At 60.7% G+C, this 15,789-nt stretch carries 8 protein-coding genes; 1 reads left to right on the plus strand and 7 read right to left on the minus strand.

Going from position 1 to position 15,789, the window contains the following annotated elements:
• Positions 1–2: 2 nt before the first annotated feature.
• From BLR24_RS03540 to BLR24_RS03570, 7 genes are all read right to left on the minus strand, one after another.
• A complete protein-coding gene (locus BLR24_RS03540; RefSeq protein ID WP_093012615.1) occupies positions 3–635 on the minus strand; it encodes a hypothetical protein in 633 nt (210 codons plus the stop codon).
• Entirely contained in the window at positions 625–3,813 is a 3,189-nt protein-coding gene (locus BLR24_RS03545; RefSeq protein ID WP_093012618.1) for an aminotransferase class III-fold pyridoxal phosphate-dependent enzyme, read from the minus strand. Before BLR24_RS03545 ends, BLR24_RS03540 begins: the two co-directional genes overlap by 11 nt.
• Positions 3,810–10,589 carry a type I polyketide synthase gene (locus BLR24_RS03550; RefSeq protein ID WP_093012621.1) on the minus strand — a complete coding sequence of 2,260 codons (6,780 nt, stop codon included), beginning with the start codon at positions 10,587–10,589 and terminating at the stop codon, positions 3,810–3,812. The genes BLR24_RS03545 and BLR24_RS03550 overlap by 4 nt, the downstream gene beginning before the upstream one ends.
• A 28-nt stretch (positions 10,590–10,617) precedes the next feature.
• On the minus strand, positions 10,618–11,436 hold the full coding sequence (locus BLR24_RS03555; RefSeq protein WP_093012624.1) for a thioesterase family protein: 819 nt from the start codon (positions 11,434–11,436) through the stop codon (positions 10,618–10,620).
• A gap of 34 nt (positions 11,437–11,470) precedes the next feature.
• On the minus strand, positions 11,471–11,737 hold the full coding sequence (locus tag BLR24_RS03560; protein ID WP_175543162.1) for an acyl carrier protein: 267 nt from the start codon (positions 11,735–11,737) through the stop codon (positions 11,471–11,473).
• Positions 11,737–13,521 carry a fatty acyl-AMP ligase gene (locus tag BLR24_RS03565; RefSeq protein WP_175543163.1) on the minus strand — a complete coding sequence of 595 codons (1,785 nt, stop codon included), beginning with the start codon at positions 13,519–13,521 and terminating at the stop codon, positions 11,737–11,739. Before BLR24_RS03565 ends, BLR24_RS03560 begins: the two co-directional genes overlap by 1 nt.
• Positions 13,522–13,789: 268 nt before the next feature.
• Positions 13,790–14,581 carry an SDR family oxidoreductase gene (locus BLR24_RS03570; RefSeq protein ID WP_093012633.1) on the minus strand — a complete coding sequence of 264 codons (792 nt, stop codon included), beginning with the start codon at positions 14,579–14,581 and terminating at the stop codon, positions 13,790–13,792.
• A gap of 144 nt (positions 14,582–14,725) precedes the next feature.
• Here BLR24_RS03570 and BLR24_RS03575 point away from each other — a divergent pair, with 144 nt between their 5' ends.
• On the plus strand, positions 14,726–15,502 hold the full coding sequence (locus tag BLR24_RS03575) for a thioesterase II family protein (RefSeq protein ID WP_093012636.1): 777 nt from the start codon (positions 14,726–14,728) through the stop codon (positions 15,500–15,502).
• Positions 15,503–15,789 lie beyond the last annotated feature (287 nt).

A 15,789-nucleotide genomic window follows, 5' to 3' on the forward strand; every position in this document is an offset into this window, starting at 1 on the left:
TTTCAAAGCCGGGCCGGCGAGGATGGTGCGACGATGCGGCGTAGAAGCAGGCCACCCCTGAGTAGAAGGATGACCAACAGGGCACCCGTGAAAATTCCGTAGTACGGCGACCATTCGATGGTTCTGCGCCCGTAGTCGAGCAGGTAGGCGATCCAGATCACGATCATCCCGTAGGTATGGATTCCGCTCCACAGCCGCCTGCCGAGAAGATCGATGGCTGCGCGATGCGAGGTGATCAACATGATGAAGATCCATACGAACACCATCACGCCCAGCACGCGCTCGACGGGCTGCGAGATCGCGTGAATGATCTCTGGCCAGTTGAGCCAGATCGTTGTCGCGCAGGCGCCCGCAGTGAGTTGGGAAACGGCAAAGGCGGCCCCTGTCGTTGCCCTATGGCGCATCAAAAAGGCGCTGACACGCGTTGGAAACCATTGATGCAGTGGGCTCGCAATGTAGGAGAGTGTGAAGAATAGAAATGCCTGTTTGACCACGGTGCGAATGGTCCAGAGGAAAGTGTCTTGTGCGAATCCGTATCGGGCGTAGTTGACTGCGAAGATGGCAGCGCACACCACCGCGACGAAGACGAGAAATCCACCATTGACGCGCGGGGGGGCGCTGACTTCAGATTGCATGCTGACTCCAAGTGATGATGAAAGATTCGAAGCGGGAGGTTAGAGAGGAGACGCTGACGCCGTCGACCAACTGCTCCTGGTAATCACAGTTAACTCTGTAGACACCACCATGGAGCCTGATGTTGATCTCGACGGGAAATTCGATGGCGGTCCTTGTGCCCACGTAGACCTTCGCCGAAGGATTTCCCTCGCCAAAGTCGTAGTTCGAAGGCTCGAGATTGACGCTGAGAGCGATGGGCATCTGCCGCGAAAGCGCCGGGTCGTGCATGACGGGATATGCAGAGTGCTCCGTCATCTCCCGAAGCGCCCGCGCCACCGCCGCGCATCGCGCGAACGCCGGCTCCGACGTGCGCGGCACGATCAGCGGAAGCAGATTGGTGACCTGGGCCACGCTGCGTTCCGCGGACAGCACGGAGCGATTGGCGACAGGTACCCCGACGAGGCCTAGCTTTGAAATGGCAGGCGTGTCATTCAGGGCTTCTTGGAAAGCCGACAGGATCACCGCGAATCGTGAGATCTTCTGGCTCTTGGCGATTCGCGCCACAGACGAAGCGTCCAGTTCACATCGCAAATGCCCGCAGCTCACATCGGACGGCCGCGCAAGCTGGTCCACGGGCTTCAACGGTGCTAGCCGATCCGACCAATAGCCCTGATCGATCAACCTTTGCTGGGAAACGTTGTACGCCTTCTCTTTGGCAAGCGCTGTGTTGGGGGCCAAACCAACATAAGCAGCACCCCCACCCTCCGCGACATAGACGGACATGATGTCCTCGATCAGCAAGGAAAGAGAATAGCCATCGCAGACCGCATGATTCACCACGATCGTGAGCAGCGTCCCGTGCCCATGGGTGGTGAGAATGCCGAGCCGGCACTGCATCGCATCGGAATGGGAAAAGGGTATGCCCATCGCGACATCCACTTCCTTTTGTATCGCCGTCTCCAGGCTTTCGTGCTCGTCGCGCGCGAGCTCCCGCTCCACAACGGTTGGAGACGTAAGGGATGGCACCCATGTGTTCATCGAGCGCTCGTATCCGACGAACAGATCAGCACAAGAGCCGACGACCTTGGCGACGGCGAGTCCGAGCGCCTTAACCTCCGACGGATGGACGAGGCCCCGAATGAAGACTCCGCCACCTATGTTCAGCGCCAGCGACGTTTCCGGGTTCCAGAGCTCGCAAAATCTCTGCTGCCAAATGGTGGCACCAACATGCGGAGTCGGCACGCGACGCTCCAAAAATCCTGAATCCTGTAGCTTCCGAATGGCGTTGCGGGTGGCCTCGAGAATGAAGTCGAGATCGGCGTCACTGTGCGCGGTGCTGAGGAAGCAGTTGCGTCCTTCCCAGATGTAAACGCCCTCCATCATCAGATGCGTGAAGAACAGATCGATGTTTTTGCGGGACACATAGCGAAAGAGGGAGCCGAAGCATTCGACCTTGATCGCAACCCCCTCCTCCTCGAAGAGAGCGTTGCTTGCCTGCGCTAGCTTTTCGGTGCGCCGGTTCAACGGCTCATACAGGGCACTGCCCGCCTCCTGTATCCGTTCGAGCGCGGCAACCGAAGCTGCCATGGCGAGAGGATGCTTGGAGAACGTGCCGGCGAAGAAGATCTGTTCGACCTGGGGCGCACTGTTGTCGCCATAGCGCCAGAATCCGCCATCGATCACGTCGAGCAATCGCGCATCGCCCGCCACGAGCCCGATCGGCATGCCGCCACCCACGATCTTTCCGTAGGTTGCGAGATCGGCGCGGATGCCGAAGATCTCCTGGGCTCCGCCGCGCGCGACGCGGAAGCCCGTGATGACTTCATCCCAGATAAAAATCACTCCTGCCGCACGGGTGATGTCCCTCAATCTGGCCAAAAAGGCCTTCGGTTGAAGCCAGGGTCGACGGCTTTGAACAGGTTCGACAACGACGGCGGCAAGCTCGCCGACCATCGCCTGGATTTTCTCGAGCGATGCGTCATCGCCATACTCCAGCACGACGGTTTCCTCGATGGAGCCAGGAACGACCCCGGCGCTCACCGGCTGCGAAGCTGTCGAGTCTCCAGCCAGGCTTGAGGAGCGCGCCAGGAATCCATCGAAGGTACCGTGATAGGACTCGCGGAAGATGGCGATCTTTCTTCGTCCCGTCGTCGCGCGCGCTATGCGCACGGCTGTCATCGTGGCTTCGGTACCCGAGTTGCAGAAGACGACGCGCTCATGACCGGTCATTTCGCCGAGAAGGGTGGCGACGCGCCCGGACAGCGGCGACTGCGGGCCAATCGGGAATCCCACCTTCACCTGGGCGGTCAGGCGATCGCGAATGAAATCCGGGTTGTGACCGAACAGATGGACGCCGAAACCCATCGTGATGTCGACGAACCTGTTGCCATCTACATCCCAGAGATGGGCGCCTTCGGCGCGCTCCGCAAGAATCGGGAACAGAAGTTCCTTTGTGTGTGGCCGAAACCCAGCGGACGCTCGGTTATCCGCAAGCACCTTTCTCGCGTCCTGCGTTCTCTCCTTGGATGTGCGGTGCTTCAGGCTGAATGCGTCGATGAAGCTGGACAAGTACGCAGCCTGGCCATCACCCAGGTTCATCGTACTGCGGGCCCTGCCTTCGAAAACATTGAAGCGGTCCGGCGCCGCCTCCTCCGCAGGTTTGAGCTTCGCGTGAACCTCGACCTTTCCGTTTGATCGCTTTTCTGGAGTCGAGACTGCCGCGGGGATGTTCACGGGTCGAGCTTCTAGCCGCTTGCTGCCCAGGCGCTCAAGAATCTGCAACTGCCGGTCCATTAACGCCACATGAGAAGTCATAAGGCTCTGTATCCAGTCGCCTGACATATCGGGAGCGGGCACGATGGCAGGAACCGGATGGCCGACTGGCGCCACGGTCGCCGCGGGCGGCGGTAAAGATTCCAAAGCGCCGGCTTGCTGTGTACGAACAAAGGTCATAAGTTCGCCCACGGTCGCGAATTCCTGATAGACCTGTGCCACGCTCACCGAAACGCCGAAGCGATCCTCTAGGAAATCGATGCATTTCATCAAGGCCAGCGAATCGGCGCCCATGTCCATCAAGGAGTCGCTCGCACCGATTGACTCGCCGGGCTCCAGGCCCAGGATGTCGGAAAACTCGCGAAGAATGAGCTCGTCCATCGCGTTCTGCGATACGGATGGGCGGGGTGCGGCAGCGACGGTCATAGCTCGTTCTCCAGTTCCTGAAGTTGTTGGTGCATGGCTTGGGTTTGCTGATGCAGAAGAACACCCACATCGCGCGAATTTGTCGAAGAGGCCACCGGTGGCCGCTCCCGGAATCCCCGGAACTCCTCTACGGGAGCCAGCCCTCGTTCGGGCCAGCAGCGCACTCGATGCATCGGATACATGCTCTGTCGCGGAGTCTGTGGCCGGACAACCCCACTCAAGGCGCGCCAGTCGATATCCGCGCCGCGCAGGAAGAGGTCCGCCCCCACCGCCAACCACGCCTGCCGATCGTTCGCGGCGGCGGTGATATCGAGCACCGGCAAATCCGTGAATGTGCGTCGTGTCCGCGTCGACGCCAGAATGACCGCTCCAGCATGAGTCCCGAAGCGACGAATTGCCGAGTCACCATGGTCCGTTGGTGCCTGCTTCCAAGCCAGCGCCTTGGCGATCCACGCTTCCAGCGGGACATCTCCGCGGATGCAGCGATCTAGCAATTCCGGTTCGGGACCGTCGATCAGCTCGACATCGAGTCCGATCCGAAAACACGCATCAGCCCATGCATGGACGGTGCTGAAGGCCCTGGCCGCCGCAGCCCCAAGCGCGTGCGCGTGCCGGGCATGACCCGGCGCTGCTGCGAATCGACTCCATGCCTCGGCGAAGCGGGACTTCGCCGTGGATGCATGCGCCACGTGTTCGGCCGGCATTGACAGGTCATCCAGTACGAGGCCGACGCGCACCTTGTGCAGTTGCCGGATATCGACAGTTTGCACTGAGCCAGAAAGCGCCTGCTCAAGTTGTTCGGCGGACGATGCGACGACAACCGCCCTGAATCGATGGGGCTCGCACTGCCATAGCGCATGCGCTACCGATCGCAGCAATTCCCCCTGGTCCTTAACGTTCTTTGCCGTACGCAACGAGGCGTGTAGTCCCTCTTCGGTGTGCACGGACATGGGAAGAACCCAGTGAATGGGCGCCGCAGCCGATTCCGTCTGGCGGTTCGATACCGGCGCCTCTTCGACGATCACGTGCGCATTGGTCCCAGTGAACCCGAATGAGCTCAACGCGGCGCGCCGAGGCGCGACCGCATTTCGGCCTTGCCAGGCGATCGGCTGCACGGGCACCGACAGTGAGCCGCTGCGAAGCGGTCCGATGTGGGGATTGAGCTGCCCGAAATGAAGATTCGGAGGAATCGTCCGGCCCGCGAGCGCCAGGACGATCTTGAGCAGCCCCACTGCGCCCGATGCGGACTCCAGATGCCCCACGTTGGATTTGACCGCCCCGACAATCAGCGCCTTGCCGGGCTTGCCATACACCTGGTCGATGGAGCGAAGTTCGATCGGATCGCCGAGCGGTGTGCCTGTCCCGTGGGCCTCCACCCAGTCAATGTCCTCGCTGTTCAGCCCCGCGTCTCTTAGAGCGCGCTCGATCACGTCGACCTGGGACGGACCGTGCGGTGCCGTCAGACTCGCGCTGCGGCCATCCTGATTGATGGCCGCCCCCCTAATGACCGCGTAGACATGGTCACCATCACGATGCGCGTGCGTCAGCGGTTTCAGCAGGAACAGTGCGCCTCCTTCACTTCGCACATAGCCATCGGCCTGCGCATCAAAGCTCGCGCAGCGCCAGTTCGGCGACAGCATTTTTGCCTGCGACAGGGTCTCGAACGTTTCCTTGTCGAGCAGGGTGCTGATGCCCCCCGCCAAGGCCATCTCGCAATCGCCGCTGCGCAATGCAGAGACTGCCTGATGCAGGGCGACGAGGGAGGACGAGCAGGCTGTGTCGATCGCAACCGCCGGCCCTCGCAGGCCGAAGTGATAGGCGATGCGCCCTGCGATCGCGTTCAAGGCATTGCCGGTCGCCTGGTATTCACGGCCCGCATTTCCCGCATCGCACAGCTTGTGAAACTCGTTCGCGGCGGTGCCTATGTAGGTTCCGATCCTCCGACCCTTGACGTCGGCCCTGCGCAAACCCGCGCGTTCCAGGCATCGCAAGGCGAGCTCAAGTGCGATGCGTTGTTGCGGGTCCATCCATCTGGCCTCGATTGGCGAGATGTTGAACAGGCGGGCATCGAAGAACTCGATGTCCTCGATCAGACCGGCGCCAAAGGCGCCTCGAGATCCGGTCTCCGGCTGCGGCGAAGCGAAGTCCTTTCTCTGCCATCGGATTTCGGTGTCCACAATCGGATCGACGCCATCCATCAGAATGCGCCAGAACTCCTCGAGCGATTCTCCCGCGCCCGGCAGCCGACAGGCCACGCCAACAATCGCAATATCGCGCAGCGGCCGATCCGTGTACGGTGCGGCACTCGCGACGGCAGACAGGAGCGGAGCCAAAGGACGCGCTTGCGTTTCGACCGGGTCGACGGCCGCCAACAAGTAATTCTCCAGATCGTCGAGCGTCGGGTGATCGAATACGAGACTCACGGGCAGAGGCCGTCCGACCAGCGATTCCAAGGCTCTGGTGAACTCGATGGCTCGCAGCGAATCCAACCCCATCGCATGAAGCGGCTCGTCGGAAATCAGCTCTTCAGGCTGCAGACTGAGCAGTCTTGCCAGAATCGCTCGAGTGATTTCCCTGAACTCGATCCGAGCGGGTAAAGGTCCCGCCGTTGCCAGCGGTTCGGCTGGGCCATGTGTCGGCGTGCCGGAATCGCCGGCCATCTCTCTCAACAAGCCCTCGTGACCTCTGCTCGCAAACGCCTGTCGAAGAACGGACCACCGCGCAGCGCACGCGACGACCTGTCCGGTCAGCCCGCTGTTCAGGACTTCGAAGAGAAGACGGACCCCTTCTTCCGGCGGAATAGGATCAATTCCGAGGCGCGCCAGATCGGACAGCGCGTCCGCGGAGACCATCGCGCTGTCGCGCCACGGTCCCCAATTGATTCCGAGGTAGCGAGTACCGTCGGGCTCCTGCTCATGAATCCATTCGTCGAGGAACTTGTTGGCACCGGCATAGGCAGAGAGTCCCGGCGCTCCCCACAGCGATGAAATCGACGAGAAGACGACAAAGTAGTCCGGCTGGTGCGCTTTCAACCGGTGCGCTAGGCGACGCGTCCCGTCGATCTTCGCTGTGAGTATCCGTGTCAGATGCGGCACATCGAGTTCGGCACGGGAGCGCGCCTGCACCATCCCGGCCGCATGAAACACGCCTCCCAGCGGCATACCGGTCCCCTGGACCGCATCGTCGAGGCGCTGCAATGCGGCCTCGTCCGCCACATCTCCCTCTACGACCACGAGCGCCAGATTCTTCCTGACGGAAGCCGGGACACTCTCCTGCAGGAGCGCCTCCACCTTGCGCGATCCGGTTCTGCTCATGAGGACGATATGACGCGCCCCGCGCGATATCAAGCCGAGAACGAGATGCCGGCCGATACTGCCTGTTCCGCCGGTGATCACATAGCTGCGATCCGAATGCACCGATGGACCGCTCGCTGGCGCTGGCACGGCGAAAGGCCTCAGGATCGGTGATTTCAGGCCTTCGGAATTCAGCCGAAATTCTCCCCCGCGCTGCATCCTCGCCAGAGCCTCCAGACCCGTCACCAGCGCGCCGATTTCGCGCGTTGCGATGCGAACGGTCTTGATGTGGATGCCCGGGACTTCCAACGCCATCGAACTCATCGCCCCGATCAGTGCCGAGTTTGGCGAGCGCGCTCCGGGTGTGCCCTGCGGAATGGCGACTGTCAAGCTTCGGACAATGCGCTCGCCCAAGGTCGCCAAGGCACCGAGCCATTGAGCGGCGGCGGCGATTCGTCTCGCCTGATCCGCGGCGCTGTCTGCGAAGCCAGATTCAGCGGAAAGGTCGAAGGCATCGCCGAACACCACCAGGTCTGATCCACCTTGCGTCGCGCTAGATTCATCCTCCCCAAGCAGGTGAGCAAGAGACCGAACCCCATCGCCCCAAGTCGGCGTGTAGCTTCGGAACAATCCGGATGCGGCTGCAAGCGATGCTGCAACGGCGGCGTGCAATGGCCCTGCGATCACTGAGATGGGGGCATCGGACCGATTCTTGGCCTGCCCTTCGTCGCGCACAGGCTCCCACGCGAGCCTGCTGCTTTGCACAGGGGTCTCCCCGATGCGATGGTGCCGCGCGAGAGCGCCGGAATCATTCTGCCCCATCACTCTGCTGTTCCCGCGGTGCGACAGCAACGACGGATTGAGCACCGGATGACTGTCAAAGGGATAGAGGGGTAGATCGACGTCGACCGCTCGCTGCCCATAGTGGCCGTGCCAGTCAATCTCGGCACCGAGTTCATGCAGCGCGGCGAGACCGTGCAGGAACGTGATATCAGCGCCGTTCTGAGGCGATATCGACATCAGTGTCAGGCGACCACGCGTCGCGCTCGAACGCGCAGCCAACGAAATCAGCGTATTGCCTACGCCCAACTCAACGAACGCGTCGACGCTTTCCAGCACCTGGGCCTGCATGGTGTCTGCGAAGCGGACCGTCGAGGTCATCTGGCGCGCCCAGTAGTCCGCACCCAGCACGGGCTTCTCGTCGGCTCCGCCGCTCACGTTGTCAAGCAAGGGAATACGTGGATCGCCGAAGCTGATGCCAGACAAGTGTCTGCTGAACTCTGCCGCCGCCTCGGCCATCCCATCCGTGTGAAAGGCGCGGTTGCCCCTGAGCACCGTGTGCTGGAGGCCGCGAAGCGCCAATGCATCAGTCAACTCGGCAAGGCCCTCGGGAGAGGCCGCGAGCACTAGGTCGGAAGGACTGTTTCTGACTGCGATCTTCGCCCGGCTCTGCAGCGATGCCAGGAGCGCCTGAATCTCTTGAGACTCCGCGCGAACGGCGACCATGTGGCCGTTCGGGGAGCGGTCCTGCATCAGACGTCCCCGCAGGGCCACGATCTCCAGTCCCCGCTCGAAGTCGAAAACGCCCGCGAGATGGGCCGCGGCGTATTCGCCAACGCTGTGCCCGACGACGACGGCGGGATCAATGCCAAAGCTTTGCCACAGCCTGGCAAGCGCCACCTGGATGACGTACAACGCCGGCTGCGTGAAGTCGGTACGATCGATTTGCCCCGAGCGTTCGCCCCAGAGGAGCTCGAGCAACTCCACGCCGACCTGCTTGCGAAATGCCTCGCGCGCATCGTCGATGAAGGCCGCGAAGACGGGAAACTGCTCATAGAGAGGCCGCCCCATCCCTGGTCGCTGACTGCCTTGACCCGAGCACAGGAATGCCACCCGCACGGCGACTGCAGAACGAGGCTTGTTTGTACTGAGAGAGACGATCGGCTTGGACAGCGCGTCAAGTAACTGTGCATGTGTCCGAACAACGAAGACCTTGCGCAGGCCATGCCGTTCGGCCTGCGAGGCTGCGGCCAGGCACCAAGCCGCCGGATCCGTCGATGGGTCTGACAACGCTGCGAGATGCTTGATGCGAAGTGCTTCCAGCGCATCGATCGAGCGGGCAGAGATCTGCAGCACCATCGGTTCAGCCGGTACGATCGGCCGTTGCGGCCTCGCTTGGGCGGTCACTCCCTCGGGCCAGGCAATCACCACGTGCGCATTTGTGCCGCCATAGCTGAAGGCGCTGACGCCAGCGGCGAAAGGGATTCCGTCGTCCCAGAGCATCTGCTCTGCAGGAATCTGTAGACGGGTGTCCGTTAGCTTGATATACCTGTTCTGCTTGCGGATGCCTACCTGCCGCACGATCGTGCGATGACGGATCTGGAGCAGGGTCTTGATGACGCCAGCAATGCCAGCAGCCGGCTCGAGGTGGCCGATCTGCGCCTTGACGGCGCCCACGTAGCACACCGACGAGGAAGCATCGGACCGGACGCCATAGGTGGCCTTGAGTGCATTGATCTCGATCGGGTCGCCCAGCTTCGTTCCGGTGCCGTGCGCCTCGACATAACCAATCTCGCAGGCATCCATCCGGGCGTTGGCCAGCGCGCGTCGGATCACCTCTTCCTGCGCATGGCGATTGGGTGCGGTCAGACCGTTCGTCAAACCATCCTGATTGACTGCGGTGCCTCGAATCACGGCATGGATGCGGTCCTTATCGGCAAGCGCGTCGCCAAGCCGCTTGAGCACGAGAAAGCCGCACCCTTCGCCTCGGACGTAGCCATTGGCACCGTCGTCGAAGGTCTTGCAAAGACCGTCAGGTGACATCATTCCCGCCTGGGACACGGCAATCGTGGTTTCCGGCGAGAGCATCAGGTTCACGCCACCAACCAGCGCCACCTCGCATTGCGATGCGCGCAGGTTCAAGCACGCCTCGTGTATCGCTACGAGCGACGACGAACAGGCCGTGTTGATCGTCATTGCCGGTCCGCGCAAGTCCAGCGCATAGGCCAATCGTGCCGAGATCACGCTAGCGTTCATTCCCGTCGGAGTGAACGCATTGATTTCTTCCCTTCGACGCAGAATCAGATTCTCGTAGTCGTTCGAGGTCGCACCGACAAAAACCCCGGCATTTCGCCCACGGAGTTGCCCAGGCGGCATGCGGGCATCCTCGATTGCATGCCATGCGATCTGCAGAACAAGCAATTGCTGCGGATCCATGCATGCCGCCTCCGCCATCGAAATTCCGAAGAAGGCCGGGTCGTAGCGGTCATGGTCGCGGACAAAACCACCTCCTGAGCTGTTGAGCAAGCCGCGAACTTCCGCGTTCTGCCCCAGCAACTCGTCGTTGTCCCAGCGTTCCTTCGGCGTCTGCGTGACGGCAACCTCACCGCTCACGAGAAGACGCCAGAAAGCCTGCGCGTCATCCGCGCCAGGAAATCGGCAGGCGAAGCCGATCACCGCGATGTCGGAAGGATCGTGTTGCATGAATCGGCCCGGAGCGGCGATGCCGCGATCAGTTCGCGGCGCCGGCGGCAAGTCCGCTCAAGGCACCGCGGAACTTGGCGAGCTGGCGGGATTCGGCCACCAGGACACCTTGCGAGTCCCGCAATTGCCCGTCGATCTCGAGAAACCCTCGATCGACTCGATGCGATGTGAAATACGCGTGGATGGGCCCCGGTGCTGGCTTGGCCTTCAGGTGGACCGAGTATTCGACAGTGGGCACCGAACCCCATTGGGAAGGTTCGACGACGTTGAAGATCGCCGGCGGGAACGCGTCCGCGAATAACACCAGCGAATCGAGAGTCGGCGCCGCCCCGTCCAAGAATTTGATCCAGCCTTCGATCTCGGCGCGGTTTCCTCGATCGGGCCCGGGGTCTGCCAGGCATCCCGGCTTCAGTCGAACCTCGAAGCCCGAGAGGAATGCCTTCAGGGCCCGAGGAAGTGGCAAGGACCTGACATCCTCGCACCCCTCCCAAGGCTCAAAACTTGAGCTATCGCCAGAGAACGAGTGCGTCAAACCCGTGCTCAGAGAGAAATCGGTGAAGGTGGCGACATAGAACGCCTTCAGCTCGGATTGCTGCGAGAGGGCCAGGGTTGCGCGCGAAAGACTTTTTGTGGTGGACAGCGCAACGATCTCACCTGCGGCTGCTCCACACGCGGGATGGCCGACGAAGCTCGCATTGATGGCCAGCAGATCCGGATGCTGAACGTGTCGCGCGATCTCCTGCGATGCCAGTTGTGCAAGATAGCCGCCACTGGGGTAGCCCAGCACATCGAAGCGATCAGAAATATTGAGTGAGACGGTGGTCGACGCGAGAGTGGAGTCGGGCATGAATATGTCCGTGAAAGTGAATCGAATCGGCGGATCAGACGAGTCCGCCGCGAACCGGCAGTTGCGCAACGCTCTCGGCGAATCCGCGAACGGTTCGGCTGTCGTAGATCAAGGTCGGATCCACGTCGAGATCGAAGGCATCTCCGAGCGCGAAGGTCATCTCCACGCACAGCGCGGAATCGACCCCCAATGCATGGAAGCTGGTGCTCTCGAGGGCTTGCGACGGGTACTCGCAGTTCGAGGCACGTAGAAATCTTTCAATCCATTCGAGGATTGCACCCGACCGGAGGACGGCGCTCATCAGGCCGCCTCTGCACGAAGCGCTTCGTACTTTGCTTCTTCTGGGAAGTCGATCAGCTCGAGCTGCCCGTGCTCGAATTGTCGCTTGCAACTGACTCTGCATATCTTCCCGCTGGTGGTTCGCGGAATGGAGTTCAGCCTAACCAGCACAACCTGGCGAATCGGAAGACTGAATCGCGAGTAGACCGTCGAGCGAATTGCATCCTCGATCGAGGTCCGGACGGAATCGGAGAGATTCCTCGCATGGTCCCGATTGATCTCCTGAATGACGATAAGAGACTCGGCGCCAGCGTCCTGGAGGCTGAAGGCGGTACTTCGCCCAAGCGACAAGGCTTCGTGGCATCCCGAGATCGATTCCTCGATATCCTGGGGATAGAAATTGGTCCCGTTGAAGATCATCAACTCCTTGATGCGACCCGTGACGAAGAGCTGTCCCTGCAACATGAAGCCGAGGTCCCCGGTTCGCAGAAATTTTTTCGACGGTTCCTCGATCGATTGCGCCTCGAAGATCTCGCGGGTTGCCTCCGCGTTTTGCCAATAGCCCTGACCGATGTGTGGACCGTGGATCCATATCTCGCCGACGTGGCCGTCTTCGAGAACCCGCAGGGAATCGGGCGAGACGATTCGCACCGTCTGATGCCGAAGCAATTCTCCGCAACTGATCACGACATTCAAGAAGTCTTCCTGTCCCCTGCGGAGTGCGGCGCAGTCCACCAACTCGGGAATTTTTCCGGGTTGCGCGCGAGCAAAGATAGGCTCCGACCCGATGCCCCCCGCCGAAACCATCAAGGTCGCTTCGGCCATTCCGTAGCCAGCGCTGAAAGCTCGCGAATCGAACCGCATCGGCACATACTTCTCGATGAAGCTGCAGACGATCGCAGCTGAGATCGGCTCAGAGCCGCAATAGACGACTCGAAGAGAAGAAAGGTCCAAATGCCTCGATGCATCGATTGCACGCGGTGAGCAAATGGCACGGAGCGCGAAGTTCGGTCCACCGGTGATGGTCGCCGCGTATTTCGCAACCGCCGACATCCAGCGTGCCGGCTTTTGGACGAACGCCATTGGAGGCATGAGAATGCAGGTCGCGCCCAGATAGACGGAATGGAGCACCGCCGCAATCAGACCCATGTCATGGAACATGGGCAGCCACGACAGGCACACATCATCGACAGTCGATCTCCAACGCAATTGAATCATCGCCTCGTTCGCCATCACATTGGCATGCGAAACCGCTACGCCTTTGGGGTCGCCGGTGGACCCAGAGGTGTATTGCAGATAGGCGATGAAATCGGAGCCTATTGACAAGGCGCTTTCGGCAACGGCCTGCGAGGTCGATGCATCGACACTGTCGGCATCCGAAAGCAGCGCCTCGAATTCGAGGTGATGCATGCCCTGCAAGGCGGCATCTTCAGGAAAGAACGAGCGGAGGCGATGAATCATTGCCCCCGAGCACACTACCGCGACGGCTTCGCTATTCCTGGCGATCGATAGGACCTTGCGTGATGCCTCCTTGTTCTGCGGGGGCTTCACCGGAACGGCGATAACTTCGGCATGCAGACAAGCGAGAAACAGCACCACGAAGTCGATTCCGTCCGGAACCGCCAACAGCACTCTGTCGCCTCGGTCGGCATGCCGTCGCAGAACCGCGGCCAGGGAAATCGCAGAACGCCATAGCGCCCCCGTCGAGATCCTGGAAGTCTCGTCCTCTCCATCATGCAAATAAACAAAGGCAGTTTTATCCGCCTTTTTCTCCGCATTATTTTTCAGCACGGTAAGTAGATTCACTGCCAGCCGTTCGATTTGGTTGTCAAGAAGACTTGCTCCGAGTGGATAATATCCGTGACAGATACCTCTGTGAGTCACCAAAAAGACATGCTCAATCAGCACCATCTAATTAGCGACTAATTAAAAAGATTTAGGCGTAAATACCTATCGTAAAATAGCGCGAGACCTGCAGTTGTTCTTGATGCGAACGTGTTGATCGCTGAGGACAGCCTGCCGGCGAGGAGCGCATCGAAGCCGGCCTGAGCGATGCACGCCGCGCGCGCAACGGCTAGCCGCCCGTCACCACGCTGACCCCGCCGTCGACGGCAAGCCATTGGCCAGTGATGTGCTTGCCGGCGTCGCTGGCGTAGAGCAAGGTGATGCCTTTCAGGTCCTCGTCGTCGCCGAGGCGTCCGAGCGGTGCTTTCGCCGCCATCTTTTCCTCGCCGATCGACTTGATCAGGCCGGCGGCGAGTTTTGTCATGAAGAAACCGGGGCAGATCGCGTTGACAGTGATGCCATAGCGCCCCCATTCAGCGGCGAGGGTCTTGGTGAATCCCAGAACCGCGGTCTTGGACGTGTTGTACGCCAACGTCTTCATCTCCGGCGAGTTGCCATTCAACCCTGCCACCGAGGAAATGTTGATGATGCGGCCGCGGCCTGCTCCGATCATCCAGTTCCGGGCCACCTGTTGCGAAAGCACGAAATACCCGCGCACATTGAGATTCATGACCTTGTCCCAAGCTTCCACGGGATGATCTTCCGCGGCAGCGCCCCAACTGGCACCTGCGTTGTTCACAAGGATGTCGATGCGCCCCATGCGCCGGCAACTCTCGTCCGCTAAGTGCCGGGTTTCCTCTTCCTTCGCGCAATCGGCGGCAATCCAATCGGCTTCGATGCCCGCTTCGCGCAGCTCTCTCACCGCCTGAGAGAGATCGTCCGCTTTCCGAGAGCTCAGCATGACCTTGGCCCCGGCCTCGCCCAAGGCATGCGCCATCTGCAGGCCGAGACCTCTGGACCCACCGGTGACGAGTGCGGTCCTGCCGGCAAGATTGAACAATTGTTGGACACTGCGAGTCATGATTTCTCCTGTGAATGGACTTGAACGAACGAGAAGCTGCCGGATGATGAATCGACCGATTCAAGCGGGCGTGTCTCGCTGGCGATAGGGAATACTCTGGCCATCGCTTATATCGATGCACCTAATTCGAGTTCAAAATATCAGATGAGCATCGTCCACAAGTCGCCCTGGTTCATACGAAAACCCGCGTCGCGCCCTGCAAATTTGCGTATCTTTTGTTTTCATCACGCAGGAGGCAATGCCAATATCTTTTTGCCTTGGAACAAGTTGCTATCCGACGGCGTTGAAGTAGTTGGAGTTCAACTCCCGGGCCGAGGCCTGCGTCGCCACGAGCCTTTGATGACCTCGTCGGATCAACTGCTGCAGGCACTCGGAAATGCCTTTGTTTCCGAGATGGACCAGCGCCCATTCGTTTTTTTCGGACACAGCATGGGTGCGTGGCTCGCGTTCGAGCTCGCGAGATGGCTTGAGCGTCGAGGTATTCAAGGGCCGAGCCAGTTGATCGTGGCGGGGCGGGGAGCGCCTCAACTTGCTTTTCGGATGGCGCCTATCGACGATCTGCCCGATGCGGAGATGATCGATTCACTCCGTAAATTCAATGGTATCGACGATGCGCTGGCCTCGTATCCCGAATTGCTCAAGCTTTTTCTGCCGGTGATTCGTTCCGACTTGCTGTTGCATCGAACTCACCGGTACCTGGACGAGCCGCCGCTCGCCTGCTCAATACGCGCGATCGCATCGGATTCGGACCCCCTGTGCGGCACCGAAGACGTTCGCGCGTGGTCGAGTCAGACGGCGGGAGATTTCGAGTTCCAGCTGTACGCGGGAGGGCATTTCTTCTTTCACCTGGAACCTTCGCGCCATGTTCCGATGATTCTTGAGCCGATCGGGTCGTCGGGAACCCACGGGAACAGGGCCTGACGCCCGCGCCAGTTCGGCAGTTCGGCAGTTCGGCAGTTCGGCAGTTCGGCAGTTCGGCAGTTCGGCAGTTCGGCAGTTCGGCAGTTTCGTGTCGACGAAGCACCGGAAGCTGTCAAGCGACATCAGGAGCCGCCCCCGCATTGACTCATCCGAACTGCTACCGGATGAGGTGACCCCCATGCCTCACGTAACGTAATAGTCCGCTCGAGGCCGTTGTTGACGGCTGGACCGTTTAGGGCGTGACGTCGGTGACGTGCTGAAGCAGAGCGAACGCCACGCGCCATGCG

The organism is Variovorax sp. OV700 (genome assembly GCF_900099805.1).
Lineage (GTDB): Bacteria > Pseudomonadota > Gammaproteobacteria > Burkholderiales > Burkholderiaceae_C > Variovorax.